The 25,978-nt window shown below is 72.4% G+C and carries 19 protein-coding genes and 1 pseudogene; 17 read left to right on the top strand and 3 right to left on the bottom strand.

Annotated features, from left to right (window positions below; genetic code table 11):
* The first annotated feature begins 1 nt into the window (after position 1).
* Complete coding sequence (locus ACFWIS_RS11325) at positions 2-2,152, top strand: ATP-dependent DNA helicase (RefSeq protein ID WP_380454803.1); 2,151 nt, start codon at positions 2-4, stop codon at positions 2,150-2,152.
* Between the two features lie 130 nt (positions 2,153-2,282).
* On the opposite strand, the gene lexA is transcribed toward ACFWIS_RS11325, so the two are convergent.
* Positions 2,283-2,978 (bottom strand): transcriptional repressor LexA, encoded by a 696-nt coding sequence (gene lexA, locus ACFWIS_RS11320; protein WP_380454855.1) that lies wholly within the window; start codon positions 2,976-2,978, stop codon positions 2,283-2,285.
* 529 nt (positions 2,979-3,507) lie between these two features.
* On the opposite strand from lexA, the gene nrdR reads away from it, so the two are divergent.
* From nrdR to ACFWIS_RS11255, 13 genes and pseudogenes are all read left to right on the top strand, one after another.
* Positions 3,508-4,005 carry a transcriptional regulator NrdR gene (nrdR, locus tag ACFWIS_RS11315; protein ID WP_380454801.1) on the top strand — a complete coding sequence of 166 codons (498 nt, stop codon included), beginning with the start codon at positions 3,508-3,510 and terminating at the stop codon, positions 4,003-4,005.
* 233 nt (positions 4,006-4,238) lie between these two features.
* Positions 4,239-7,133 carry a vitamin B12-dependent ribonucleotide reductase gene (locus ACFWIS_RS11310; RefSeq protein ID WP_380454799.1) on the top strand — a complete coding sequence of 965 codons (2,895 nt, stop codon included), beginning with the start codon at positions 4,239-4,241 and terminating at the stop codon, positions 7,131-7,133.
* A 198-nt stretch (positions 7,134-7,331) separates the two neighbouring features.
* Positions 7,332-8,090 carry an SDR family oxidoreductase gene (locus ACFWIS_RS11305; protein WP_380454797.1) on the top strand — a complete coding sequence of 253 codons (759 nt, stop codon included), beginning with the start codon at positions 7,332-7,334 and terminating at the stop codon, positions 8,088-8,090.
* A 353-nt stretch (positions 8,091-8,443) separates the two neighbouring features.
* Positions 8,444-10,228, top strand: a complete 1,785-nt coding sequence (locus ACFWIS_RS11300) for a sensor histidine kinase (protein ID WP_380454795.1) — start codon at positions 8,444-8,446, stop codon at positions 10,226-10,228.
* The gene (locus tag ACFWIS_RS11295) at positions 10,228-10,671 is read left to right on the top strand and encodes a roadblock/LC7 domain-containing protein (protein WP_380454793.1); all 444 of its coding nucleotides are present in this window, start codon (positions 10,228-10,230) and stop codon (positions 10,669-10,671) included. Before ACFWIS_RS11300 ends, ACFWIS_RS11295 begins: the two co-directional genes overlap by 1 nt.
* A complete protein-coding gene (locus tag ACFWIS_RS11290) occupies positions 10,668-11,036 on the top strand; it encodes a DUF742 domain-containing protein (RefSeq protein ID WP_380454791.1) in 369 nt (122 codons plus the stop codon). The genes ACFWIS_RS11295 and ACFWIS_RS11290 overlap by 4 nt, the downstream gene beginning before the upstream one ends.
* Positions 11,017-11,703 (top strand): annotated as a pseudogene (locus tag ACFWIS_RS11285) (ATP/GTP-binding protein); the annotation flags it as partial. The gene ACFWIS_RS11290 and the pseudogene ACFWIS_RS11285, both read left to right, overlap by 20 nt.
* Before the next feature lie 158 nt (positions 11,704-11,861).
* On the top strand, positions 11,862-13,100 hold the full coding sequence (locus tag ACFWIS_RS11280; RefSeq protein WP_380454789.1) for a cytochrome P450: 1,239 nt from the start codon (positions 11,862-11,864) through the stop codon (positions 13,098-13,100).
* 95 nt (positions 13,101-13,195) lie between these two features.
* Positions 13,196-14,410 (top strand): cytochrome P450, encoded by a 1,215-nt coding sequence (locus tag ACFWIS_RS11275; protein ID WP_380454787.1) that lies wholly within the window; start codon positions 13,196-13,198, stop codon positions 14,408-14,410.
* 275 nt (positions 14,411-14,685) lie between these two features.
* Positions 14,686-16,071, top strand: a complete 1,386-nt coding sequence (locus ACFWIS_RS11270) for an ABC transporter substrate-binding protein (RefSeq protein WP_380454785.1) — start codon at positions 14,686-14,688, stop codon at positions 16,069-16,071.
* Between the two features lie 210 nt (positions 16,072-16,281).
* Complete coding sequence (locus ACFWIS_RS11265; protein ID WP_380454783.1) at positions 16,282-17,304, top strand: carbohydrate ABC transporter permease; 1,023 nt, start codon at positions 16,282-16,284, stop codon at positions 17,302-17,304.
* A 26-nt stretch (positions 17,305-17,330) separates the two neighbouring features.
* Entirely contained in the window at positions 17,331-18,305 is a 975-nt protein-coding gene (locus ACFWIS_RS11260; protein WP_380454781.1) for a carbohydrate ABC transporter permease, read from the top strand.
* Between the two features lie 215 nt (positions 18,306-18,520).
* Complete coding sequence (locus ACFWIS_RS11255; protein ID WP_380454779.1) at positions 18,521-20,272, top strand: DUF4153 domain-containing protein; 1,752 nt, start codon at positions 18,521-18,523, stop codon at positions 20,270-20,272.
* A 152-nt stretch (positions 20,273-20,424) separates the two neighbouring features.
* Here the strand turns inward: ACFWIS_RS11255 and ACFWIS_RS11250 are convergent, their stop codons facing one another.
* Positions 20,425-21,975 (bottom strand): MFS transporter, encoded by a 1,551-nt coding sequence (locus ACFWIS_RS11250; protein WP_380454777.1) that lies wholly within the window; start codon positions 21,973-21,975, stop codon positions 20,425-20,427.
* A gap of 426 nt (positions 21,976-22,401) precedes the next feature.
* Here ACFWIS_RS11250 and ACFWIS_RS11245 point away from each other — a divergent pair, with 426 nt between their 5' ends.
* From ACFWIS_RS11245 to ACFWIS_RS11235, 3 genes are all read left to right on the top strand, one after another.
* On the top strand, positions 22,402-23,046 hold the full coding sequence (locus tag ACFWIS_RS11245; protein ID WP_380454775.1) for a TetR-like C-terminal domain-containing protein: 645 nt from the start codon (positions 22,402-22,404) through the stop codon (positions 23,044-23,046).
* Between the two features lie 263 nt (positions 23,047-23,309).
* Complete coding sequence (locus tag ACFWIS_RS11240; RefSeq protein WP_380454773.1) at positions 23,310-24,008, top strand: ribonuclease HII; 699 nt, start codon at positions 23,310-23,312, stop codon at positions 24,006-24,008.
* 101 nt (positions 24,009-24,109) lie between these two features.
* Positions 24,110-24,793, top strand: coding sequence for a hypothetical protein (locus ACFWIS_RS11235; protein ID WP_380454771.1), 684 nt, complete (start codon positions 24,110-24,112; stop codon positions 24,791-24,793).
* A 159-nt stretch (positions 24,794-24,952) separates the two neighbouring features.
* Here ACFWIS_RS11235 and ACFWIS_RS11230 read toward each other — a convergent pair whose 3' ends face one another.
* The gene (locus tag ACFWIS_RS11230) at positions 24,953-25,669 is read right to left on the bottom strand and encodes a hypothetical protein (protein ID WP_380454769.1); all 717 of its coding nucleotides are present in this window, start codon (positions 25,667-25,669) and stop codon (positions 24,953-24,955) included.
* Positions 25,670-25,978 lie beyond the last annotated feature (309 nt).

Below are 25,978 nucleotides of genomic sequence, written 5' to 3'. Positions count from 1 at the left end.
CATGACGAACGACTCCGAATCCCAGCCCGCGACGGACCTCGGCGACGAGGCCGAGGAAGCCGTCGCCGTTCCGCGCTCGCGGATCCCCGAGCTGTTGCACGCCGCGGTCGAGGCCGTCGGTGGTGTCGAGCGCCCCGGCCAGGCGCGGATGGCCGAGGCCGTCGCCGACGCCGTCGACCACGCCGAGCACCTGCTCGTCCAGGCCGGTACCGGCACCGGCAAGTCCCTCGCCTACCTGGTGCCGGCCCTCGCCCACGGCGACCGCGTGGTGGTCGCCACCGCCACCCTGGCACTCCAACGCCAGCTGGTGGAAAGGGACTTGCCGCGCACCGTCGAGGCGCTGCACCCGGTGCTGCGCCGCCGGCCGCTGTACGCGATGCTCAAGGGCCGCTCCAACTACCTCTGCCTGCACCGGGCCAACGAGGGCACCCCGAGCGACGAGGGCGAGGGCCTGTTCGACCCGGTGGACGCGCTCGGCGGCCCCGCCGGCAAGCTCGGGCAGGAGGTGCTCCGGCTGCGCGACTGGGCCGACGAGACCGAGACCGGCGACCGCGACGACATGAGCCCCGGCGTCTCCGACAAGGCCTGGGCACAGCTGTCGGTCACCTCCAAGGAGTGCCTGGGCGCGACCCGCTGCGCCTACGGCCAGGAGTGCTTCGCGGAGAAGGCCCGGGAGCGCGCCAAGCTCGCCGACGTCGTCGTCACCAACCACGCGATGCTGGCGATCGACGCCATCGAGGGCGCGCCGGTGCTGCCCGAGCACGGGCTGCTGATCGTGGACGAGGCGCACGAGCTGGTCAACCGGGTCACCGGCGCGGCCACCGCCGAACTGACCGTCGGCGCCGTCAACCGGGCCGTGAAGCGGGCCGCCCGGCTGGCCAACGAGAAGGCCGTCGACCTGCTGCAGGCCGCCGCCGAGAACTACCACGGCCTGATGGAGACCGCCCAGCCCGGCCGGGTCGAGGAGCTCCCGGAGTACCTGGCCTACGCCGTCACCGCCATCCGTGACGCCGCCCGGCAGGTGATCACCTCGCTCGGCGAGACCAGGGACAAGGGCCTCAGCGACGAGGACGCCGTGCGCAAGCAGGCGATGGCCTCCGCCGAGACGGTGCACGAGACCGCCGAGCGGCTGCTGGAGGACTCCGAGTACGACGTGATCTGGATCGAGCGCAGCGACCGCTACGGGCTGGGCACCGCCTCGCTGCGGGTCGCGCCGCTGAGCGTGTCCGGGCTGCTGCGCGAGGGCCTGTACAAGGAGCGCTCGGTGGTGCTCACCTCGGCCACCCTCAAGCTCGGCGGCGACTTCAACGGGGTGGCCGGCTCACTCGGCCTGCCCAAGGAGACCAGGCTGCCGGACGAGCGCACGGCCGGCGACAACCCGGAATCCGGCTCCTGGTCCGGCTCCGGTGCGGGCGAGGGTTCCGGCTCCGGGTTCGGGGAGGACGCCGTCCCGTACTGGCGGGGGATCGACGTCGGTTCGCCGTTCAAGTACCCCAAGCAGGGCATCCTGTACGTCGCCAAGCACCTCGCCGACCCCGGGCGCGACCCCGAACGGCCGGACATGCTCGACGAGTTGGCCGAGCTGGTCGAGGCGGCCGGTGGGCGCACGCTGGGCCTGTTCTCCTCCATGCGCGGGGCTCGGACGGCCGCCGAGGCGATGCGGGAACGGCTGGACCACCGGATCCTGCTCCAGGGGGAGGACACCCTGGGCGAGTTGATCCGGGAGTTCGCCTCGGACGCGAGCACCTGCCTGTTCGGCACGCTCTCGCTCTGGCAGGGCGTGGACGTGCCCGGCTCGGCCTGCCAGCTGGTGGTGATGGACCGGATCCCCTTCCCGCGGCCGGACGACCCGCTGATGAGCGCCCGCCAGAAGGACGTCGAACAGCACGGCGGGAACGGCTTCATGGCCGTCGCGGCCACCCACGCGGCGCTGCTGATGGCGCAGGGCGCGGGCCGGCTGGTGCGCGCGGCGGACGACCGGGGCGTGGTGGCGGTACTCGACCCGCGGGTGGAGACCAAGCGGTACGGGGGCTTCTTCCGGTCCTCGATGCCGGAGTTCTGGTACACCACGGACCGCAACCAGGTGCGCCGCTCGCTGGCGGCGATCGACGCCTCGGCGGCGCCGGTGCGGCCGGTGGTGAAGCGGGGCTGAGGGTCCGGGGGCTGTGGCCCCGGGGGCCGGGGCTGCGGCCCGGTGAACGACGGAGGGGCTCCCCGCGACGCGGTGGAGCCCCTTCCCGTTGTAGTGGCGGCCGCGGGTGGGTGGCGGCCGGGCGCTGCCGTCAGAGGCGGCGCAGGACCGCGACGACCTTGCCCAGGATGGTGGCGTTGTCGCCGTTGATGGGCTCGTACGCCGGGTTGTGCGGCATCAGCCAGATCCGGCCGTCCTCGCGCTTGAGCCGCTTGACGGTGGCCTCGCCGTCGATCATCGCGGCCACGATGTCGCCGTTCTCGGCGACCGGCTGGCGGCGCACGGTGACCCAGTCGCCGTCGCAGATGGCCGCCTCGATCATCGAGTCGCCGCGCACAGTGAGGGCGAACAGTTCGCCCTCACCGACCAGCTGGCGGGGCAGCGGGAAGACGTCCTCGACGGTCTGCTCGGCGAGGATCGGGCCACCTGCGGCGATCCGGCCGACCAGCGGCACGTACGAGGTGGAGGGGCGCCCGGCCGTCTCGGCGGTGTTGGGGCGGGCCACCTCGACGCCGCGGACCTCGTAGGCGCGAGGGCGGTGCGGGTCCCGGCGGAGGAAGCCCTTGCGCTCCAGGGCCATCAGCTGATGGGCGACCGAGGAGGTGCTGGACAGGCCGACGGCCTGGCCGATCTCGCGCATGGACGGCGGGTAGCCGCGGCGCTGGACGGAGTCGCGGATGACCTCGATCACCCGGCGCTGGCGCTCGGTGAGGCCTGCCTCGTCGGTCCGGATGCCGGGGGGGCGGCCGGGCATCGAGCGGGCGGGGGAGGTGTGGGTGTCGTCCATGGTGGGGGAGTGCTCGATCGGCTGGTCGGGGACTCGGCCCGTGGTGGAAACGGCCGGCCCGGAGAGGCGGTGGTCTTCGCTGCGGTCCATGCTGATGTCCACGCTCTGCTGATTCGTGGTGCGCTGCCCCACCTTGAACTGGGAGTGTTCCTGCACCGGGATGGTGTTGGTTTCGACGGTGTTCACGGCGGCCCCTCTCGACGGCTGTCCTCTCCCCTTTTCCAGCCCAACGCACCTCCTATCGAAAGGTTGCGCCAAACACACGTTCGAGTGAATTATTCGGGAGTTGGCTGACTCGATCAAGGCTTTGCTGTACATCGAGTAAATGTTCGACCGGATGTCGACTCCGGCAGTCTAATCGGCGCCGACACGCCAGGGGTGTCGCTTCCCTCTGAGACCTAGATGTAGTGGCTAGAGTCCTCTCCGTGCCCAGTACTAGTGGTCGCGTCGCATGATCAGCTTGCCGAGGCCGGGGGCGCATCGCATAGACTCAACAGGTCCGCACGTCCTGCCAGGGAGGGATCCCCAGGTGCACTGCCCCTTCTGCCGGCACTCCGACAGCCGCGTCGTCGACAGTCGGACCACGGAGGACGGCAGCTGTATTCGCCGTCGTCGACAGTGCCCGGACTGCGGTCGCCGTTTCACCACCGTGGAGACGGCCGCGCTGATGGTCATCAAGCGCAGCGGCGTCACCGAGCCCTTCTCCCGGCAGAAGGTCATCACCGGCGTCCGGAAGGCCTGCCAGGGCCGCCCGGTCACCGAGGACGCGCTCGCCCAGCTCGGCCAGCGGGTCGAGGAGTGCGTGCGCGCCAGCGGCAACGCCGAGCTGACCACCCACGAGGTCGGGCTGGCCATACTCGGCCCGCTCAAGGAACTCGACGTGGTCGCCTACCTGCGCTTCGCCAGCGTGTACCAGGCGTACGACGGACTCGAAGACTTCGAGGCCGCCATCGCGGAACTCCGCGCCGAGCGGCCCGCCCCCGAGGCGGACGGCACCTGCGTGCCCGTTCCCGCCGCCGCGCCCTAGGAGGCGTGCCGGGCCCTCGCGGCCCCCCGAACCACAATGCAGGCCCCCCGTGGGTCGTCAGCACCACACCGGCCCCGCGTGGGCCCACGCGTGCCCGAAAACGGGGCACGGAACACTACGAACCGTGCGCAAGCGGACGGGGTCCCCGCCTGCCCGCACACCGGAAGAACGAACCAGCGGTGCCCGGACTTTTCAGGGCACTACGGGCGTTTGCCCAGGAGGAGGAGCGAGAAGTGACAGACACCACGAGCGGTTCCGCACGCGGGTCGAAGTCCGAGAAGACGGCGGCCAAGGGCGCTAAGGCCCCGAAGGGCGGTCTCCGGATGGAGCGCATCCACACCACCCCTGGCGTGCACCCGTACGACGCGGTCCGCTGGGAGCGGCGTGACGTCGTCATGACCAACTGGCGCGACGGATCGATCAACTTCGAGCAGCGCGGCGTCGAGTTCCCCGACTTCTGGTCGGTCAACGCCGTCAACATCGTCACGTCCAAGTACTTCCGCGGCGCCGTCGGCACCCCCCAGCGCGAGTGGAGCCTCAAGCAGATCATCGACCGCGTGGTGCTCACCTACCGCGCGGCCGGCGAGAAGCACGGCTACTTCGCCACCAAGGACGATGCCGAGATCTTCGAGCACGAGCTGACCCACGCCCTCCTCCACCAGGTGTTCAGCTTCAACTCGCCGGTCTGGTTCAACGTCGGCACCAAGCAGCCCCAGCAGGTCAGCGCCTGCTTCATCCTGTCCGTCGACGACTCCATGGAGTCGATCCTCGACTGGTACAAGGAAGAGGGCATGATCTTCAAGGGCGGCTCCGGCGCCGGCCTCAACCTCTCCCGCATCCGCTCCTCCAAGGAGCTGCTCTCCTCCGGCGGCAACGCCTCCGGCCCGGTCTCCTTCATGCGCGGCGCCGACGCCTCGGCCGGCACCATCAAGTCCGGCGGCGCCACCCGCCGCGCGGCCAAGATGGTCGTGCTCGACGTCGACCACCCGGACGTCGAGGCCTTCATCGAGACCAAGGTGAAGGAGGAGGAGAAGATCCGCGCCCTGCGCGACGCGGGCTTCGACATGGACCTCGGCGGCGACGACATCACGTCCGTCCAGTACCAGAACGCCAACAACTCGGTCCGCGTCAACGACGAATTCATGACCGCCGTCGAGAACGGCACCGAATTCGGCCTGCGCGCCCGGATGACCGGCGAGGTCATCGAGACCGTCGACGCCAAGAAGCTGTTCCGCAAGATGGCCGAGGCCGCCTGGGCCTGCGCCGACCCGGGAATCCAGTACGACACCACCATCAACCACTGGCACACCTGCCCCGAGTCCGGCCGCATCAACGCGTCCAACCCGTGCTCGGAGTACATGCACCTGGACAACTCCAGCTGCAACCTCGCCTCGCTGAACCTGATGAAGTTCCTGCGCGACGACGACACCTTCGACACCGCCGCCTTCGCCAAGGTCGTCGAGCTGGTCATCACCGCGATGGACATCTCCATCTGCTTCGCCGACTTCCCGACCGAGAAGATCGGCGAGACCACCCGCGCCTACCGCCAGCTCGGCATCGGCTACGCCAACCTCGGCGCCCTGCTGATGGCCACCGGCCACGCCTACGACAGCGAGGGCGGCCGCGCCCTGGCCGGTGCCATCACCTCGCTGATGACCGGCACCGCCTACCGCCGCGGCGCCGAACTCGCCGGTGTCGTCGGCCCGTACGACGGCTACGCCCGCAACTCCGCCGCCCACCGGCGGGTCATGAAGCAGCACGCCGACGCCTCCCTGGACGCCGTCTCCTTCGAGGACATGGACGCCCCGGTCTGGCTCGAGGCCAACAAGACCTGGCAGGACGTGCTGCGCCTCGGCGAGCAGAACGGCTTCCGCAACGCCCAGGCCTCCGTCCTCGCCCCGACCGGCACCATCGGCCTGATGATGGACTGCGACACCACCGGCGTCGAGCCCGACCTCGCCCTGGTCAAGTTCAAGAAGCTCGTCGGCGGCGGCTCCATGCAGATCGTCAACGGCACCGTGCCGCGCGCCCTGAAGCGCCTCGGCTACCAGGACGAGCAGACCGAGGCGATCGTCGCCCACATCGCCGAGCACGGCAACGTGGTGGACGCGCCCGGGCTGAAGACCGAGCACTACGAGGTGTTCGACTGCGCCATGGGCGAGCGCGTCATCTCGGCCATGGGCCACGTGCGGATGATGGCCGCGATCCAGCCGTGGATCTCGGGCGCCATCTCCAAGACCGTGAACATGCCGGAGAGCGCCACCGTGGAGGAGATCGAGGAGATCTACTTCGAGGCCTGGAAGCTCGGCGTGAAGGCACTGGCCATCTACCGCGACAACTGCAAGGTCGGCCAGCCGCTCTCGGCCAAGAAGAAGTCCGGCGACGAGGCCAAGGCCGAGGAGGCCCCGGCCGCCGTGGTCGAGAAGGTCGTCGAGTACCGCCCCGTCCGCAAGCGCCTGCCCAAGGGCCGCCCGGGCATCACCACCTCCTTCACGGTCGGTGGCGCCGAGGGCTACATGACCGCCAACTCCTACCCGGACGACGGCCTCGGCGAGGTCTTCCTGAAGATGTCCAAGCAGGGCTCGACCCTCGCGGGCATGATGGACGCCTTCTCCATCGCCGTCTCCGTCGGCCTCCAGTACGGCGTGCCGCTGGAGACCTACGTCTCGAAGTTCACCAACATGCGCTTCGAGCCGGCCGGTCTGACCGACGACCCGGACGTGCGGATGGCCCAGTCGATCGTCGACTACATCTTCCGCCGCCTGGCGCTCGACTTCCTGCCGTTCGAGACGCGCTCGGCGCTCGGCATCCACTCCGTCGAGGAGCGCACCCGCCACCTGGAGACGGGCTCCTACGAGCCGCTGGAGGCCGAGGAGATCGACACCGAGTCGCTCGCCCAGTCCGCTCCGGTGGCCGCCGCCAAGCCGGCCCCCGCTCCGGCCCCGGCCCCGGCCGTCGAGGCGTCCAAGGCGGCTCCGAAGCAGGCCCACAACTCCACGGAGCTGATGGAGATCCAGCTCGGCCTCAACGCCGACGCGCCGCTCTGCTTCTCCTGCGGCACCAAGATGCGCCGCGCCGGCAGCTGCTACCTCTGCGAGGGCTGCGGCTCCACCAGCGGCTGCAGCTGACGACCCCGGTGTTCACCTGCTGAGGTGAATCCCTGAAGCGGGGCGAGGACTTCACGGTCCTCGCCCCGCTTCTGCGCGTTTCCGGGAGGAGCCGATGTCACGAATGCGGGCGGTGTCCGGTCAGTAGCCGGTGTCGGTGGTTCGGGATTCGGGATTCGGGATTCGGGATTCGGGATTCGGGAGAGGAGTGGTGCGGTGATGGGGACGGTGCTGGTGACCGGGGCGACGGGGACGCTGGGACGGGAGGTGGTGCGGCTGTTGGTGGCGCGCGGGGTGGCGGTGCGGGCCTTGAGCCGGCGGGCGCGGGCGGCGGATGACGGGGTCGAGTGGGTGGTCGGGGACCTGGTGACCGGGGCGGGGGTCGCGGCGGCGGTCGCCGGGGTGGAGACCGTGGTGGACTGCGCGACCACGCAGGGGAGGAAGGACGTGGCGGCGGTCGGGCGGCTGGTGGCGGAGGCCCGGCAGGCCGGGGTGCGGCACCTGGTGTACGTGTCGATCGTGGGGATCGACCGGGTGCCGATCGCGTACTACCGGGCGAAGCTCGGGTGTGAGCGGGTGGTGCGGGAGTCGGGGCTGGGGTGGACGGTGCTGCGGGCGACGCAGTTCCACGACCTGGTGCTGAAGGCCTTCGACCTGAGCGCGAGGCTGCCGGTGTTCCCGGTGGTGAACGGTGCCCGGATCCAGCCGGTGGAGGTCCGGGAGGTGGCGGCGGCGGTCGTGGAACTGGTGGGGCGGGAGCCGGCCGGGTTCGCTCCGGAGGTGGGCGGGCCGCGGGTGCGGTCGTACCGGGAGCTGGCCGAGGCGTACCTGCGGGCGGCGGGCCGGCGGCGCGTGCTGTTGCCGCTGGGGATCCCGGGGCCGACCGGCCGGGCCCTGCGGGCGGGCGGGCTGACGACGCCGGAGCGGGCGGTGGGGCGGGGGACGTTCGAGGAGGCGCTGGAGCGGCGGTTCGAGTAGGCCGAAGTTGCCAACCCGGGTTGACGCTCGGGCCTGGGCGATGGTCGGGCGGTTCGCCGACGCGGCGTGGGGGCGGTGGAGCCCGCACCGGCCCGGGTCGCGGGGGCCGGTGGGGTGGAAGGTGTCGCGATGCGGTGTAGTCGGCGTGAATGAAGGAGATTGGCCGTCAACTAGCGTGTTGAGGCCAATGTCTGAATCGATATGATCGGCCGAAAGCGTGAACCGATCAACCGCCCGGAGACCTTTCGCGACGCCACCGGGCGGTCTGGTATGCGCCCGACCAGCTGTCGGCGGCCGCAGCCGTCGCCGGCCGCCCGCGCCGCCGCCCGCCGACGTTGCCGAGGACCGTACCGATGAGAGAAGCCACCAGCCCCGACGGTCGGCCGCGCCGCCGCCCCGCGCCGCGCACCGTCGCCCTGACCGGGGCCGCCGTCCTGCTGGCGCTGGTCGCCGCGCCGGTCGGCATCGGCCGGGCCCTGGGTGCGCACCAGCCGCTCACCGCCCTCGCGGTGGGGGCCGTGGCGGTGCTCTGGCTGATCGCGGTCGGCCAGGCCGCGACCGGCGCCGAGCGTGTCCGGCGGCTGACCGAGGACCTGGCCGCCCAGCACGAGGAGACCCGGGCCGCGCTGGTCGCCGCCGGCACCGCCCGGCAGGCCGAGACGGCCGCCCTGGACCGGGCCGCCGCCGCGCTCACCGAACGGGACGCCGCCCGCGCCGAACAGGCCCGGGTCGAGGCCGACGTCACCGCCGCGCACGCCGAGCTGGCCCGGCTGGCGGCCGAGCTGGACGCCGAGCGGGCCGAGACCGCGGCGGAGCGCGAGCGGGCTGCCGCCGAGCGGGCCGAGCTGGAGCGGATCCCCGAGGGTGTGCTGCCCGAGGTGGTGAAGAAGCTGCGCGGGGGCGCGTCCGTGGACAGTGCGCTGTCCGCGCACCGCAAGCACCCCCAGTACGCCCTGCTGCGCGCCGTCGGCGAGGAGGTCGGCCGCGGTGAGCGGCTGCGGGCCGCCGCGCTCGCGGTCTGCGCGACCGCCGCCGGCCGGGTCCAGGCGCTGGCCACGAGCATGCACGCGGAACTGCGCGAGATGCAGCACCGGCACGACGAGGAGGTCCTCGGCGACCTGCTGCGGCTGGACCACTCGACCGCCCAGGCGGGCCGGATGGCGGACGGCATCGCGGTGCTCACCGGCGCCCGTTCCGGCCGCCGGTGGGCCAAGCCGATCGCGGTGGAGTCGGTGCTGCGCGGCGCGCTCGGCCGGATCGGCGCCTACCAGCGGGTGCGGCTGCACAACGCCAGCACCGCGGCGGTGGCCGGCTTCGCCGCCGAGGGCGTGATGCACGCGCTGGCCGAACTGCTGGACAACGCCACCAACTTCTCCGCCCCGCCGGCCGAGGTGCACGTCTACGTCGAGGAGGTGCCGGCCGGCCTGGTGGTCACCGTCGAGGACAGCGGCCTGGGCCTGGGCGACAGTTGGCTGCGCCGGGCCGAACGCGCGGTGTCCGCCGAGCCGCTGGACCTCGCCACGCTGTCCGCCGGTACCCGGCTGGGCCTCGCGGTGGTCGGCGTGCTGGCGCGCAAGCACGGGCTGCAGATCTCCTTCCGGCCGTCCGCGCGCGGTGGCACCGGCGTGGTGATGCTGATCCCGCAGCAGCTGGTCACCCACGCGACCCCGGCACCGGCGCCCGCCCAGGCACCCGCGCCCGCCGTGGAGTCCGTGCGCCCGGCGCTCACCCCCGCCCGCCCGGCGCCCGCTTCACCTCCGCCCGCGCCCAACACCTCCACGGCCACCGCGGCCGGGCCCGTCGCGCCGAGCGCCGTACCCGCCGCCCGGGCGGTCCCGCCGCCCGCCGTCCCTTCCCCGGGCCCGGCCGCGCCCGCCGTCCCCTCCCCGGGCCCGGCCGCAACCGCCCCGATGACCGACAGCGGCCTGCCGCAGCGCCGCCGTGGGCAGACGCTGGCCACCACCGCGGCGGCGACCCCCGCCGCGAAGCCCGTACGGACCGACGCGGCGCGTGCCGCCGCCCGGTTCGGCGCCTTCCGCCGGGCCGCCCAGCCGGTGCTGCCCGCCCCCGGGCCGGCGCCGGCCGCGGCAACCGACACCACGCCCGACGCTTCCCCTGTCACCGAGAAGGACTCCTGATGAGCAGCGCCACCGACCGCGACCTCGACTGGCTGTTGGAAAACCTGCTGGCGGCAACCCCCGGTACCCGGCACGCCCTGGTGCTCTCCGCCGACGGCCTGAAGCTCTGCCACACCGCCGGGCTGAGCGCCGACCAGGCCGACCAGCTGTCCGCGATCGCCTCCGGACTGCAGAGCCTGGCGCACGGCGCCTCGATCGAGTTCGGCGACGGCAGCGGTGGCGTGCGGCAGTCGATGACCGAGTTCCACGGCGGCATCCTGTGCATCGTGGCGGCCGGTGAGGGTGCCCACCTCGCGGTGGTCACGGACGACGACGCGGACGTGGGCGTGGTCGGCCACAACATGCACGGCCTGATCGAGCAGATCGGCATCCACCTCAGCGCGCCCGCCCGGGACGCGGAAGCGGACGCCGACGGGGCCGCGCGCGAGAGCGCCGGGATATGAACGCCGGGCCGGTGCTGCCGGGCCGGGACGACGACCCGGACCGCCTCTACACCATCACCGGGGGCCGCAGCCGCGCCCCGGAGAACGCCTTCGACCTGGTCACCCTGATCGTCGCGGAGCGGCAGCCGGCGCCGGGGATGCAGTCGGAGCACGCCCGGATCCTCGGGATGTGCGAGGCGCCGACCGCCGTCGTGGAGGTGGCGGCGGAGCTGTCGCTGCCGATCTCGGTGGTGAAGATCCTGCTCGGGGACCTGCTGGAGTCCGGGGCGGTCACCGCCCGCCACCCCAGGTTCGCGCCGAACAAGGCCCGGCTGCCCGATCTCGACACGCTGAAGCAGGTGCTGCATGGCCTCCAACGGCTCTGACCTCCAGGACGTCCGGCCCGCGGCGCGCACCCCGCTGCGGGCGACCGCCGACAACGCGCTGAAGATCGTCGTGGTCGGCGGCTTCGGGGTGGGCAAGACCACCCTGGTCGGCTCGGTCAGCGAGATCCGCCCGCTGAACACCGAAGAGGTGATGACCCGGGCGGGGGAGGGCATCGACCCGGCCGGCAGCTGGGGCAAGCGCTCCACCACGGTCGCCTTCGACTTCGGCCGGATCACCCTGTCCGAGCGGCAGGTGCTCTACCTGTTCGGGGCGCCCGGCCAGGAGCGCTTCTGGTTCCTCTGGGACCGGCTGTTCAGCGGCGCCCTGGGCGCGGTGGTCCTGGTGGACACCCGGCGCCTGGAGGACTCCTGGTACGCGATCGACCGGCTGGAGCACCACGGCACCCCGTTCGTGGTGGCCCGCAACAACTTCGGCGAGCCCGGCCACACCCTGGAGCAGGTCCGGGAGGCCCTGGACCTGCCGCCGGAGGTGCCGCTGGTGGACTGCGACGCCCGCGACCGCGACTCCGGCAAGCGGGTGCTGATCACCCTGGTCCACCACCTGGCCGCCCTGGCCGGGGCCGACCCGGCCGAGCTGGCGGAACTGGCGGAGCCCGCCGCCTCAGCCCCGGCCCCCGTCGCTGCCGCCGCCCCCGTTCCCGTTCCCGTCGCCGCCGCCGTGACTGTCGGGGCCGCCGCGACCGCCGCGACCGCCGCGACCGTCGTGGCCACCGCGACCGTCGAGGCCGACTCCGCCGAGTCGACCGCCTCCGCCGCGGCCGCCCTCACCGGAGCACCCGACGCGATCTACGAGGAGAGCACCCCGTGACCCAGCCCGCCGCCACCCCGCCCCCGGGCTGCCCGGCGCACGCCGGCGCCACGCCGCTGTACGGCCCGCGCTTCCAGACCGACCCGGCCCAGCTCTACCGCGAGCTGCGCGCCGCGCACGGCCCGGTCGCCCCGGTCGAGCTGGCCGGTGGGGTGCCCGCCTGGCTGGTGATCGGCTACCGCGAGCTGCAGCAGGTCACCGGCCAGCCGCAGCTGTTCGGCCGGGACTCCAGCCGCTGGCACGCCTGGGAGACCCTGCCCGCCGACTGGCCGCTCAAGCCGATGATGGCCCCGGTGCCGTCGATGCTGTACACCGAGGGCGAGGAGCACGTCCGACGGTCCCGCGCGGTCACCGACGCGCTGGCCGGGATCGACCCGTACGAGCTGCGCAAGCACAGCGAGGACATCGCGGACCGGCTGATCGACGGATTCGCCGGGCGCGGTGAGGCCGATCTGGTCGCCGAGTACGCCCACCTGATGCCGCTGCTGGTGCTCTGCCGGGTGTTCGGTCTGGACGAGGAGCAGGCGCCGGAGCTGGTCGACGCGGTGCTCACCATGCTGGACGGCGGACAGGGCGCGCCGGCCGCCGCCCAGCGGCTGCTGGAGCTGATGCTCGAAGTGGTCCGGACGAAGGCCGAGGTCCCGGGCGAGGACGTGGCCTCGCGGATGCTGGCCCACCCGGTCGGCCTGGAGCACGACGAGGTCATGCGCGACCTGCGGGTGCTGCTGATCTCCGGCCACCAGCCGAGCTCGTACTGGATCTCCAACGCGCTGCGACTGATGCTCACCGACGAGCGCTTCGCCGCCTCGCTGGCCGGCGGTCGGCGCAGCATCAGCCAGGCGCTCAACGAGGCGCTCTGGGAGGACACGCCGGTCCAGATCTTCGCCGGTCGCTGGGCCACCCAGGACACCTCGCTCGGCGGCCAGCGGATCGCCGCCGGAGACATGGTGCTGCTGGGCTTCGCCGGGGCGAACGGGGATCCGCTGGTGCGCCAGCCCGACGGCCGCCCGGCCGAGGGGAACCGGGCGCACATGAGCTACTCGTACGGCGAGCACGGCTGTCCGTTCCCGGCGCAGGAGGCGGCCGAGGTGATCGCCACCACGGCGATCGAGGTGCTGCTGGACCGGCTGCCTGACCTCCGGCTGGCGGTGGCCGAGCACGCGCTGGTGTGGCGGCCCTCGGCCTGGGTGCGCGGGCTGGTCGCGCTGCCGGTGTCGTTCACCCCCGGCCACTGAGGCGCGCGTCTTGCGGATCTTCGCCGGGCCAGCCAAGATCCACCGGGCGTGCACAAACGTTCGAAGTTCTGCCATGTCAAGGAGAGTTGCCGCCGATGACCGCTGCCCCGGCCCCGATCGCCCTCGACCCGCTGGCCCGCGACAACGCCGCCGAGGGCGCCCTGCTGCGGGCCGCCGGTCCGGCGGTGCCGGTGGTGCTGCCCGGCGGGGTGGCCGCCTGGGCGGTGAGCCACCACGCGGCCGCGCGTGACCTGCTCACCGACCCCCGGCTGGTGAAGGACGCCCGGCACTGGGCCGCCTACCAGCGCGGCGAGGTGCCGAAGACCTGGCCGCTGATCGGCCTGGCGGTGCCCGGCCCGAGCATGGTGACCACGGACGGTGCCGAACACCGCCGGCTGCGGGCGCTGGTCGCCCAGGCCTTCACCCCGCGCCGGGTCGAGCTGATGCGCCCGCGGGTGGAGGAGATCACCCACGCGCTGCTGGACACCCTGGCCGCCGGTGAGCCGGAGATCGACCTCAAGACGGCCTTCGCCTTCCCGCTGCCGATGACGGTGATCTGCTCGCTGCTGGGCGTCCCGGAGTCGGACCACGGGCTGCTGCGCGACCTGTACGAGCGGTTCTTCGGCATCAAGCCCGACCCGGAGGGCATCCAGGCGACTGTCGCCGGATTGAACGCCTTCGTCAACGGCCTGGTGGTGCAGCGCCGTTCGGCACCGGGCGAGGACCTGGCGAGCGTCCTGCTGGCGGCGGACACCGAGGGCGGAGCGCTCACCGACGCGGAGGCGGCGGCCACCCTGCGGGTGATCATCGCGGCCGGCCACGAGACCACGGTCAACCTGATCGGCAACGCGGTGCGGGCCCTGCTGGCGCACCCGGACCAGTTGGAACTGGTGCGGGCGGGCGAGGTCTCCTGGGACGCGGTGGTCGAGGAGTCGCTCCGCTGGACGCCGCCGACCAGCAACTTCCTGTTCCGCTTCGCCGCCGAGCCCATCGAGGTCGGCGAGCTGGTGATCCCGGCGGGCGACCCGGTGCTGGTCTCGTACAACGCGATCGGGCGGGATCCGCTGCAGCACGGGGTGACCGCCGAGCTGTTCGACATCACCCGGGACCCGACCCGGCACCTGTCCTTCGGGCACGGCCCGCACGTCTGCCCGGGTTCGCCGCTGGCCCGGCTGGAGGCGGGGATCGCGCTGCCGGCGCTGTTCGAGCGCTTCCCCGGGCTGTCGCTGGCGGTGCCGGACGGCGAGCTGCGGCCGAGCCCGTCGCTGGTGGTGAACAGCCTGCTGGAGCTGCCCGTCCGGCTCTGGTGACGTCCTTTCCGGCGGTGTGCCGGGTACGCGGCCCCGTCCGGCTTCCGGGTGGGGCCGCGGCTCGTGGCGGCCGAGGTGGGCGTTTCGGAGGCGGCGGTCGGGGCACCGGTACGGGAAGGTCGACCATGGACCTTGGCGGCGGCGGACAGCTGCGTTAACGTCGTCGAATCGGTTAGGCCGCCCGTTCGTCCAGCGATCTCCGCACGCCCATCTCCGGTACAGCGCAATGTCGTTCAGCCCACCCCAGGAAGCACGCCCTGGCGAGGAGGACCGCATTGACCCTCAACCCGACCGCGTCGTCCACGAGTTACCGCCGCAGACTGGTGGCCGCGCCCGCCCTGCTGGCAGCGCTGGCCCTGACCGCGGCCTGCTCGAACAGCTCCAGCGGTTCGGGTGACGGCGGTGGAGCGGCCCAGACGCTGACCGGCGACTGCGCCAAGTACCAGCCGTACGCCGGCCATTCGGGGACGACGGTGACGATGTTCGCCTCGATCCTGAGCCCGGAGTCGGACAACCTGGAGAAGTCCTGGGCCGAGTTCGGCAAGTGCACCGGGATCAAGATCAGCTACGAGGGCTCCAACGACTTCGAGTCCCAGCTGCCGGTCCGGGTGGCCGGCGGCAACGCCCCGGACTTCGCGATCATCCCGCAGCCGGGTCTGCTGGCGCAGATGGTCAAGAGCGGCAAGGTGGTCAAGCCGCCCGCCCAGACCGTCGCCAACCAGGACAAGTGGAGCCCGGTCTGGAAGACCTACGGCTCCGTCGACGGCACCTTCTACGCGGCCCCGATGAGCGCCAACATGAAGTCGCTGGTCTGGTACTCGCCGAAGGCCTTCACCGCGGCCGGCTACCAGGTGCCCAAGACCTGGGCCGACCTCATGGCGCTCAGCGACCGGATCGCCAAGGCGGGTGGCCCCAAGCCCTGGTGCGGCGGCATCGCCTCCGGCACGGCGACCGGCTGGCCGGCCACCGACTGGCTGGAGGAGGCGGTGCTGGGCACGTACGGCGGCGAGGTCTACGACCAGTGGGTCGGCCACCAGGTGAAGTTCTCCGACGAGAAGATCACCACGGCGATGAGGACCGTCGCCGACTGGATGCTCAACCCGGCCTGGGTGAACGGCGGTTACGGCGACGTCAAGTCGATCGCCACCACCACCTTCCAGGACGCGGGCGCGCCGGTCCTCACCGGCAAGTGCGCGATGCTCCAGCAGGCCTCCTTCTACGAGGCCCAGTGGCCCAAGGGAACCAAGGTCGCCCCGGACGGTGACGTCTTCGCCTTCCACCTGCCCGCCGTCAACCCGGCGATCGCCAACCCGGTCGAGGGCGGCGGCGAGTTCCTGGCCGCCTTCTCCAGCCGGCCCGAGGTGCAGGCGGTGCAGAACTACCTGTCCAGCTCGGACTGGGCGAGCAGCCGGGTGAAGACCGCGAGCGGCTGGGTCTCGGCCAACCAGGGCGTGGACAAGAGCCTGTACACCGACCCGATCGACAAGCTCTCGGCGGAGGCGCTGACCGACCCGAGCGCGACCTTCCGCTTCGACGCCTCCGACATGATGCCGGCGGCCGTCGGCTCCGGGCAGGAGTGGAAGTCGCTCACCGCCTGGTTCGCCGAGGGGCAGTCGATCCAGAAGGTGGCCGGCGACATCGACGCCGCCTGGCCGAAGTAGCCCGCCGTACGGCGGACCACGGGACCACCCGCCGAGGGCGGTGCGGGGCCACCCACCCGCACCGCCCGCCCCTTCCCCATCTCGCCTTTCCGCCTACCCTCCCCGTCTCCCCATTCCGTCTCGTCCCCCCGCTTCGCCTTCCTGACGCGCCTTCCTGACTCGCCTTCCTGACTCGCCTTCCCGTTGGACGAACCGAAGGGACGTGCAGCCATGCCCGTATCCGGCTCCCCGCCGGCCGTCGACTCCCTGGCCGTCGGCGCCTGGGGCGATGCGGCGGTCAAGTTCGGCAACAGCTTCGGCGCGATCGCGGGCTTCCTCGGCATCCTGCTGGTCGTCTTCCTGGTGGCCGGCCGGGCCCGCGGCCGCCTCGCCCGCCCGCTGGCCGTCCTGGTGTTCCTCGGCCCGGCCGTCCTGCTGCTGGCGGTCGGCCTGGTGGCGCCGCTGATCCGCACGATCTACCTCAGCCTGCACAGCGCGGACGGCAGCACCTTCGTCGGCGGTGAGAACTTCGGCTGGGCCTTCACCACCGACTCGGTGCGGAAGGTGCTGCTCAACACCCTGCTGTGGCTGGTGGTCGCGCCGCTGGCGGCGACCGGCCTCGGCCTGGTGCTGGCGCTGCTGGTGGACCGGATGCGCGGCCAGTCGGTGTACAAGTCGCTGATCTTCATGCCGATGGCGATCTCGCTGGTCGGCGCCTCGATCATCTTCAAGTTCGTCTACGAGGCGCGCGGGAAGGACCAGCCGCAGATCGGCCTGCTCAGCCAGCTCGCCCACGCGGTCGGCTGGTCCGACCCGCCGAACTGGCTGCTCAGCCAGCCGCTGAACACCTTCCTGCTGATGGCGGTGATGGTCTGGGTGCAGACCGGCTTCGCGATGGTGGTGCTGTCCGCGGCGATCAAGGCGATCCCGGACGAGGTGGTGGAGGCTGCCCGGTTGGACGGCGCGACCGGGGTGCGGCTGTTCTGGCACGTCACCGTGCCGATGATCCGCACCACGGTGATGGTCGTCCTGACCACCGTCATGATCATCACGTTGAAGGCCTTCGACATCGTCCGCACCATGACCGGCGGCAACTTCGGCACCCAGGTGCTGGCCAACGAGATGTACTCGCAGTCCTTCGTGCAGTTCAACGACGGGCGCGGCGGCGCCCTGGCGGTCCTGCTGTTCCTCGCGGTGCTGCCGCTGGTGGCCTACAACATCGTCCAACTGCGGAGGGAGCGTGAGGTGCGGTGAGCACTCCTGAGAGGAGCACTCCTGGGGTGAGCACTCCCGAGGTGGGGGCTCCCGAGGCGAGCACTGCTGCGGCGAAAGCCGTCGGCCGTCGTCCCGGTGGGAGGAGCCCGGTCCGGAAGGCCTTCAGCAGCCCGCTGGCCTCGGTGTTCGTGATCGCGGTGACGGTGCTCTGGACGATCCCCACCCTCGGCCTGCTGGTGACCTCGCTGCGCCCCAAGCAGGACGTGACCGCCGACGGCTGGTGGAACGCCCTGCTCCACCCGGACTTCGGGCTCGGCAACTACCACGCGGTGCTGTTCGAGGGCGGCTCCGGCGGTTCCACCGGCCTGATGCCCTTCCTGGTGAACTCGCTGGCGATCAGCATCCCGGCCACCCTCTTCCCGCTGGTGCTGGCGGCCATGGCGGCGTACGCGCTGGCCTGGGTGCGGTTCCGGGGGAGCGACACGGTGTTCTTCACGGTGTTCGCGCTCCAGGTGGTGCCGCTCCAGATGGCGCTGATCCCGCTGCTGCGGCTGTTCTCCAGCGGCGCCCACCTGGGTTCGTTGACGCTGATCCCGGCGGTAGACCTGAAGGGGAGCTACGCGCCGGTCTGGCTGGCGCACACCATGTTCGCGATGCCGCTGGCGGTGTTCCTGCTGCACAACTTCATCGCCCAGCTGCCGCGTGACCTGATGGAGGCGGCGGTGGTGGACGGCGCCTCGCACTTCAAGATCTTCCGGTCGATCGTGCTGCCGCTGTGCGCCCCGGCGCTGGCCTCGTTCGCGATCTTCCAGTTCCTGTGGGTCTGGAACGACCTGCTGGTCGCCCTCACCTTCGCCGGCGGTACGCCGGAGGTGGCGCCGATGACCGTCCGGCTGGCGCAGTTGTCCGGCTCGCTCGGCGGCCGGTGGGAGCTGCTCACCGCCGGGGCGTTCCTGTCGATCACCGTGCCGCTGATCGTCTTCTTCAGCCTGCAGCGGTACTTCGTCCGGGGGCTGCTGGCCGGGTCGGTCAAGGGGTAACCCGTCGGTGACCCTGGCGGGGAGGGGTGGTGGTCCCGGCGGGGGGTCCCGACGGGGAGGGGTGGCGGCCAGGGGCTTCTGAACGTGTTCAGAACCAACTTTTGAACTTGTTCAGAATGGTCTACAGTCGGCAGCGGCAGAGGCGTCGAGCACGCCCGCCCGCGGACCGTCCGGAGGACGGCTTCCGCATGCCCGCCGACCACTGAGGGGGAGCCATGCCAGGCCCGTCCACGCCTGCCCCGACCGATCCGCCGCCCGCGTCCGACCCGCAGGCGTCGGCCGACCCGTACACGCCGTACGCGCCGTACACGTCGGACGACCCGTACGCGCCCTACGCGTCGGCGGATCCGTACGCGCCGTATGCGTCGTCCGCGTCGTCCGGCCAGGGTCCGTCGTCCGGCCAGGGTCCGTCGTCCGGCCGGTACCGGCCCGGCGGCCCGTACGGCCCGTTCGCTGTGTCCGGGCCGACGATCGGGGACCGGCTGCGCGCCACGGACCCCGAGCGGCACGCGGCGGCCACCCCCCGGGTGCTGCTGTTCGCCCTGCTCACCGGCCTGCTGACGGCCTGGCTGCTGTACGACGGGGTGGGTGCCAACCTGCTGATCGGCGGTGCCGCCACCGCCGTCACCGCCGGACTCGTCGCTCGTGCCGCCGGCCGCCGGATCCGGCCCTGGACGGTCGCCTGGAGCCTGCTGGCGCTCGCCCTGCTCGCCGTCCCGGCCCGGTGGGACGCGGGCTGGCCCGCTCTGCTGGCCGCCGGCTGCGCGCTGGGCCTGGCCTCGTTGGCCCTGCACGGCGGTCGACGCTGGTCGGGGGTGCTGTTGGCGCTGCCCGCCCTGATCTGGCAGCTGATTCCGAGCGTGGCCTGGCTCTGGGAGGGACTGGAGGGCCGGCCGCTGCCCGGCCGCGGCCGGATCGTCCCGGTGCTCAAGGCACTCGCGGTCGCCGCGGTCCTGCTGACCGTCTTCGGCCTGCTGTTCGCCGACGCCGACGCCGCCATGGCGGACCTGCTGGCCGGGCTCACCCCCAGCCTCGACATCCACCAACTGCCGCTGCGCGGGCTGCTGTGCGGACTCGGGACGCTCGCCGCGCTGGGCTTCGCGCACATCGCGGCCGGCCCGCGCCGCTGGGACCGCCTGGAGATCCGTCCCGGGCGGGAACGGCGGCGGCTGGAGTGGGCGCTGCCCCTGGTCGCGCTCAACCTGATGTTCGGCGCCTTCGCGGTGATCCAGGCGGTGGTGGTGCTCGGCGGTGCGGACGCCGTGCTGAGCAACACCGGGATGAGCCGCTCCGCGTACGCCCGTCAGGGCTTCTGGCAACTGAGCGTGATCACCGTGCTGACCCTGGTCGTGGTGGCCGTCGCCCGGCGCTGGGCCCCGCGGACCACGTCGGCCGACCGCCGGGTGGCGCGGATCCTGCTCGGGCTGCTCTGCCTGCTGACGCTGGTCGTGGTCGCCTCGGCGCTCGGCCGGATGTGGTTCTACGTGGACGCCTCCGGCCTCACCCGGCTGCGGCTGTGGGTGCTGGTGGTCGAGATCTGGCTGGGCGTCGTCTTCCTGCTGCTGATCACCGCGGGGCTCACTCACGGCGCCGGCTGGCTGCCGCGGGCCGTCGTCCTCAGCGGCATGCTCACCGTCGCGGTGTACGGACTGATGGGGCCGGACGCGGTGGTCGCGGAGCAGAACGTGGCCCGGTACGAGCGGTCGCAGCAGATCGACCTGCGCAACGTCCGCGACCTCTCGGCGGACGCGGTGCCCGCCCTGGACCGGCTGCCGGAGCCGGAGCGGTCCTGCGCGCTGCAACTGATCCGGCGCGACCTCGACCACGACAACCGTCCCTGGTACGCGGCCGGCGGCTCGGTCGCCGGGGCCCGGCACGCCCTGCGGGAGCGGCCGCTGGTGGAGGAGCCGCTGACGGGGCGGGGGCCCTGCGAGTGGGCCGGCCTGGTGTCGGCGGGGAGCCGGTAGCGGAAGCGCCGTGCGGGGCCGGGGGCGCGGGGCCGGGGGCGCGGGGCCGGGGTGGTGCGGGGCCGGGGTGGTGCGGGGCCGGGGAAGGGATCGGGCCGGCCGGGAGCGTGCTGCTCCCGGCCGGCCCGTGGCGGTTCCCGGTGCGGTGCGGGTCAGTGCATCGCGATGCCGGCGCTGTCGCCGCTCGGCAGGTCGCTGGCCTTCGCCCTGACCACGAACAGCGCGACCAGCAGGGCCACCCCGGCGAGCGCCGCACCCACGATGAAGCCGTGCGAGATCCCCTGGGCGAGCACCGAGTTGGCGGCGTCGGAACCCGGCGGGAAGTCGTGCTTCTCCTGGAAGTAGGCGAGCTGGTCCGGCGAAGCGGCCTTCATGAAGCCGGGCACCTGCGCCTTGAACTCGGGCACGGCGTAGTGCGCGAAGACCGTGGTCAGGATCGACAGACCGAGCGAACCGCCGATCTGCTGCATCGAGTTGAGCAGGCCGGACGCGGCGCCGGTCTCCTCGCCGGGGACGCCCGCGACGGAGAGCAGCATCACCGGGACGAAGATCAGACCCATGCCGAAGCCGAAGATCACCGTGGGGGCGAGCACGCCGTCCAGGTAGCCGCTGTCCTTGTGGATCTGGGTCAGCCAGGTGAGACCGATGGTGACCAGCAGCGCGCCGCCCGCCATGAACGGCTTCGGGCCGTACTTTGCCTGGAAGGCGGAGGCGATCTGAGCGGCGATGATGATCGACACGCTGATCGGCAGGAAGGACACGCCCGCCTTGAGCGGGCTGTACCCGAGCGGTCCCTGTACGAACAGGACCACGTAGAAGAAGATGCCGAACATGGCCGCGGCCAGGCAGAGCATCATCACCAGGCCGCCGGTGCGGTTGCGGTCGGCGAACAGGTGCAGCGGGGTGATCGGCTGGTCGGTGCGCCGCTCGATCACGACGAACGCGGCCAGCAGGATCACGCCGGCCGCGAAGGAACCGAGCGTCAGGCCGTCCGACCAGCCGTCCGAGGCAGCCCGGATGAAGCCGTAGACCAGGCCGACCAGGCCGAGGGTCGAGGTGAGCGCGCCGGGTATGTCGAACCGGCCCGCGTGGCGCTCGGACTCGGTGATGTAGCGCGGTGCGGCGATCGCGATCAGGACGGCGATCGGCACGTTGACGAAGAACACCCAGCGCCAGTCCAGGTACTCGGTGAGCAGGCCGCCGGCCAGCAGGCCGATCGCGGCGCCCGAACCGGCCACCGCCGAGAAGACGCCGAACGCCTTGTTGCGTTCCGGCCCCTCCTCGAAGTTGGTCGCGATCAGGGCGAAGGCGGTCGGTGAACAGATCGCGCCACCGATGCCCTGGAGCGCGCGGGCGGCCAGCAGCAGGCCGCTGTCCTGGGCGAAGCCGCCCAGCAGCGAGGCGAGGCCGAACAACAGGGTGCCGAAGATGAACACCCGGCGGCGGCCGAGGATGTCACCCGCGCGACCGCCGAGCAGCAGCAGCCCGCCGAAGGTCAGGGTGTAGGCGTTGATGACCCAGGACAGGTCGGTGGTGGAGAAGTTCAGCGCGTCCTTGATGCCCGGAAGCGCGATGTTCACGATGGTCGCGTCGAGCACCACCATGAGCTGAGTGGCCGCGATGACGGCCAGGGTGATGCCCTTGCCCCGGCTCTGGCCCCCCTTCGGTGGCGAGTTCTTGCTGAGAGTGTCGGAGATAGCCACGAATGTGCCCCCTGCTGGCTACGTGCTCGGTGCTTGGGTGCTTGGGTGTTCGGATCTTGGAGTCTCGGGCGTCCGGGGATGCAGCGGATCCGCTGGCCCGAACTGGCTGCTGCACGATGGCGCAGGCTGAGAAGGAACGGTGCCGTTCACTAAGCTGGACGATATCCTGGGGTCGATAGTGAACGCAAGCGTTCCTTAAGGAGGGTGGCAATGGATCGGTTGATGCGGCGCTTTTCGGCGGACCGGACGCCCGGTCGGACGGCCGCCCGAGCGGCGGGCGGGAGTCCGCCGCCCCCGCCGCCCCCGGCGCCGACGGAACCCGGGGCGTCCGGGGTGTCCGGGGGCGCTGTCGGGGTGTCCGGGGGCACTGCCGGGGTGGGGACGCCTGGGGGCGCTGCCGGGGTAGCGGGGGCCGAGGTGCTCCCGGTGGCGCCGTCGAAGGCCGGAGCCGAGCCCTGCTGTCCGGTGCGGGCGGCCCAGGAGGCGCTGACGCGCCCGGTGCGCCGTCGGGGGAAGGAGTTGGAGAACGCGATCTTCGAGGCCGCGCTCGACCAGCTCACCTCCGGCGGTTACGCGCGACTGACGATGGAGGGCGTCGCCGCTGCGGCGCGGACCGGGAAGGCCGCGCTCTACCGGCGCTGGGCGTCCAAGGTCGAACTCGTCATCGACGCCCTGGACTCCACTCTCCCACGCCCCTACGGCATCCCCGATCTCGGGTCCGCCCGGGCCGAGTTGCTGCAGCTCATCGAGCTCTTCGCGGACGCGATCTGCTCCCGCGCGGGCGCCGCCCTGCACGCGCTGATGGCCGAGCTCTCCCAACAGCAGGCCGAGGTGTTCAAGGACTTCATCGTGCAGCGGGTGATCGGACCGACCAAGGACACCGTCCTGGACATCCTCCGCCGCGGCGTCGAGCGCGGCGACGTCCGCCCGGACGCGGTCGCTCCGCTGGTCGCCGACGTCGTCCCGGCGATGCTGATGTTCCAGGTGAAGGTCTTCGACCGCGGGCTCGCCCCCGACTTCGCGGTCCGGCTGGTGGACGACGTGTTGGTGCCGATGATCCGGCGGCCGTAGCCGGGTGCGGGGCGAGTGCGGTGGGCGCGGGGTCTGTGCGATGCGGGCGCGGGGTGGCGGCCAGGGGGCGGCTCCGGAGTGGCTCCGGGTGGCTCCGGGGTGGTCCGTGCCGGTCGGGATCGGGGCGCTGTCGGGCGTTGTCGGGGCGTTGTCGGGGCGCCCGTCAGCGGGCTTAGGCTGGAGGCTGCCCCCAGCGGAGTGGGCCGCCTCACCCGACCGGGCTGTTCCGCCCGACGGGGCTGTTTTGCCGAACGGAGTCCGTCATGCCCATCGTCCCGCCGACGCACTCCGTCGAACGCTCGCTCCGCCGGGCCGGCGCCAAGGTCGTGGTCGGGCTGGACGAGGTGGGCCGAGGCGCCTGGGCCGGGCCGGTCACCGTCGGCGCCGCCGTCACCGGCCTGCGCAAGCCGCCGGAGGGGCTCACCGACTCCAAGCTGCTCACCGTGCTGCGCCGGGAGGCCCTCGCGCCGGTGCTCGCCGACTGGGTCACCGCGTACGCGCTCGGTCACGCCTCGTCGCAGGAGTGCGACGAGCTCGGTATGACGGCAGCCCTGCGCCTGGCCGCCGTCCGCGCGCTGGAGGCACTGCCGGTCGAGCCCGACGCGGTGATCCTGGACGGCAAGCACGACTACCTCGGCGGCCCCTGGCGGGTGCGCACGGTGATCAAGGGCGACCAGTCCTGCATCTGCGTCTCCGCCGCCTCGGTGCTCGCCAAGGTCCACCGCGACGGGCTGATGGCCCAACTCGGCGAGGCGTGCCCGGAATACGGCTTCGCGGACAATGCCGGCTATCCGTCCCCGGTGCACCGCGCCGCGCTCGAGGAGTTCGGCCCCACCGAGCACCACCGGCTCTCCTGGGCGTACTTGGACGCACTGCCCGAGTGGCGTCATCTGAAGCGCGGGCGGGACGTCGCCGGCGCCGGGCAGGGGTCCGCCGACGAACAGTTGACGCTCGGTTTCTGACGGCCCGTCTGGAATTGCCCCGGGTGGGAGTCGCGGGTGCCCGGTGCCCAATGGGTGGGGTGCCCGTGCGCGTTCGACCGGCATTTGATAGATATCCGGGTATGCCTGTCTTCCCCGAGGAGCCGGAGATTCACGAGAGCCTCCCGGGCCCCGGCGTTCCCTTCCCCCGCGAGTCGGACGCACAAGCCCTCCACGCGCCTGCCAACGGCGGCGCACCCGCCACCGCACCCACCACCGTCGCCGCCGCACCGCTCCCGGTGCCCGGCCCGCGTCCGGCGCCGCCGCGACCGGCACCGCCGCGTGCCGACCGCCCGGGCCCGCCGCGCCTGATCCCCAAGCCCGGTCCGGCACCGCGCCGCCCGGCACCCGCCGCACCGCAGATCGAGGTCCAGCGCATCGCCGCCACCACGGCCGAGGCACTGGACCGCGCCGACGACGCGGTCGACCGGCTCCTGGACTCGGGCCGCAACCCGGGCGACATCCTGGTGCTGACCGTCGGCGGGCCGCACCCCTGGCAGCAGCACGAGCTCTCCTTCGGCGAGGATCGCTACTGGGCGCAACTCACCGACGGCGGCGACGTGTTCTACGCCGACGCCGCGCTGACCAAGCCGGTCCGCCGTGAGGTGGTCGTCCTGGTGGTCAACGGCGGATCGCCCGCCCGGGCCGCTGAGGCGTACGCCGAGGCGCTCGGCCGCGCGAACGCCCTGCTGGTGGTCTGCGGAGAGGCCGGTCCGGCTGCCTCGGGGGCGGCCGGCGCCGCACCGGGACGCCCGGTCAGGGCCTGACAGCCGTCCTCACTCCGGGTCCGGTGCCGGAACGGTGCCGGACCCGGAGTCCGTCCGCAGTCCAACCGCGGTCCGTTGCCCGTCGGCGGCTGCCGACCGGCGCGTTCGGCCCCTGCTCCGGTCGGAACACCCTTGCCCGTGACGGCCGTTCGGGGCCGCTCAGCGTGTGCCGGTGCGGCGGCCCGGTTCGACGGTCGTGACCCGAGCGGGGATCCACGGCGGCTCGGACTGCGGGGTGCGCTGGGGAGCGTCGACCCGCTTGGTCTGCTCGGCCGCCTGCTGCCGGGCGCGTCGGCGGCGCGGGGAGTCGAGCACCGGCCGCGGTGGCAGTTCCGTCACGGTGTGCACCGGCCCGTCCGCCCATGAACCCGCGTGCGGATTGCGTCCGCCCCTTCCTTCCCCGAGGATCTGCCAGCCCGTCGGCGTGAGCCCGATGTACGAGCCGCAGCGCAGTCCGTGCAGCCCGGCCGCGTCCCGCAGCGCCCACATCCAGGCGCCGTCCTGCTCCGTCCAGCCGGGCGCGCCGTCACGGCAGCGCAGCAGCACGGCCGTCCGGTTCGGCTCGGGCAGTCGCAGGTCGTGCGGGGTGATCCGGCGCAGGTGTGCCAGCAGGGCGTTCCGGTGCTGCCAGCCGTCGGTGTCGTGGGGCCAGGGCGTGAACGAGGCCGAGGCGGTGACGTGGTGGAGCGCGTCCAGGACTGCCACCACGACCGTGCCCGGCTGGGGCAGGTGGCGCTGGTGCAGTTCCTGGACGAACTCGCGCGGATCGCGCAGCAACGGGATCCCCGAGGCGGTCCAGGTCTCCAGGTCCAGCAGCCGTCTGGGCGCCGAACTCCCGGAGAGGGGATGCTGACCTCGGCCGATACCGTTGATCACGATCCTCCTTCCTGGCCCGCGGGCAGGCGGGTGCCTGGGTACGCCGAAGGGCAGGTCCAGTGGACCGGATTTCGGGTACTTCCCAATTCTCGGGGCAACGGGGCCGGAGCGGCAACGATGAAATGATGAACGCCACCCGATAGCCCATGTTCTGCCGGATATGTTCCACCGCGGCCCGAGCGGGGTTCAACTGCCGTTCGACCTTGATCCACACTGGGTGAAGGGCATGGTGGGCCGTCAGCGACATGGCGAGCACTCCTTATCTCGGGTCGGATCTGCGACGTGATCGAAATCGCCCTGTCGACTCCT

Origin of the sequence: Kitasatospora sp. NPDC127060, from assembly GCF_042724935.1 — a bacterium.
Classification (GTDB): domain Bacteria; phylum Actinomycetota; class Actinomycetes; order Streptomycetales; family Streptomycetaceae; genus Kitasatospora.
This window is presented reverse-complemented; position numbering and strand designations above follow the sequence as displayed.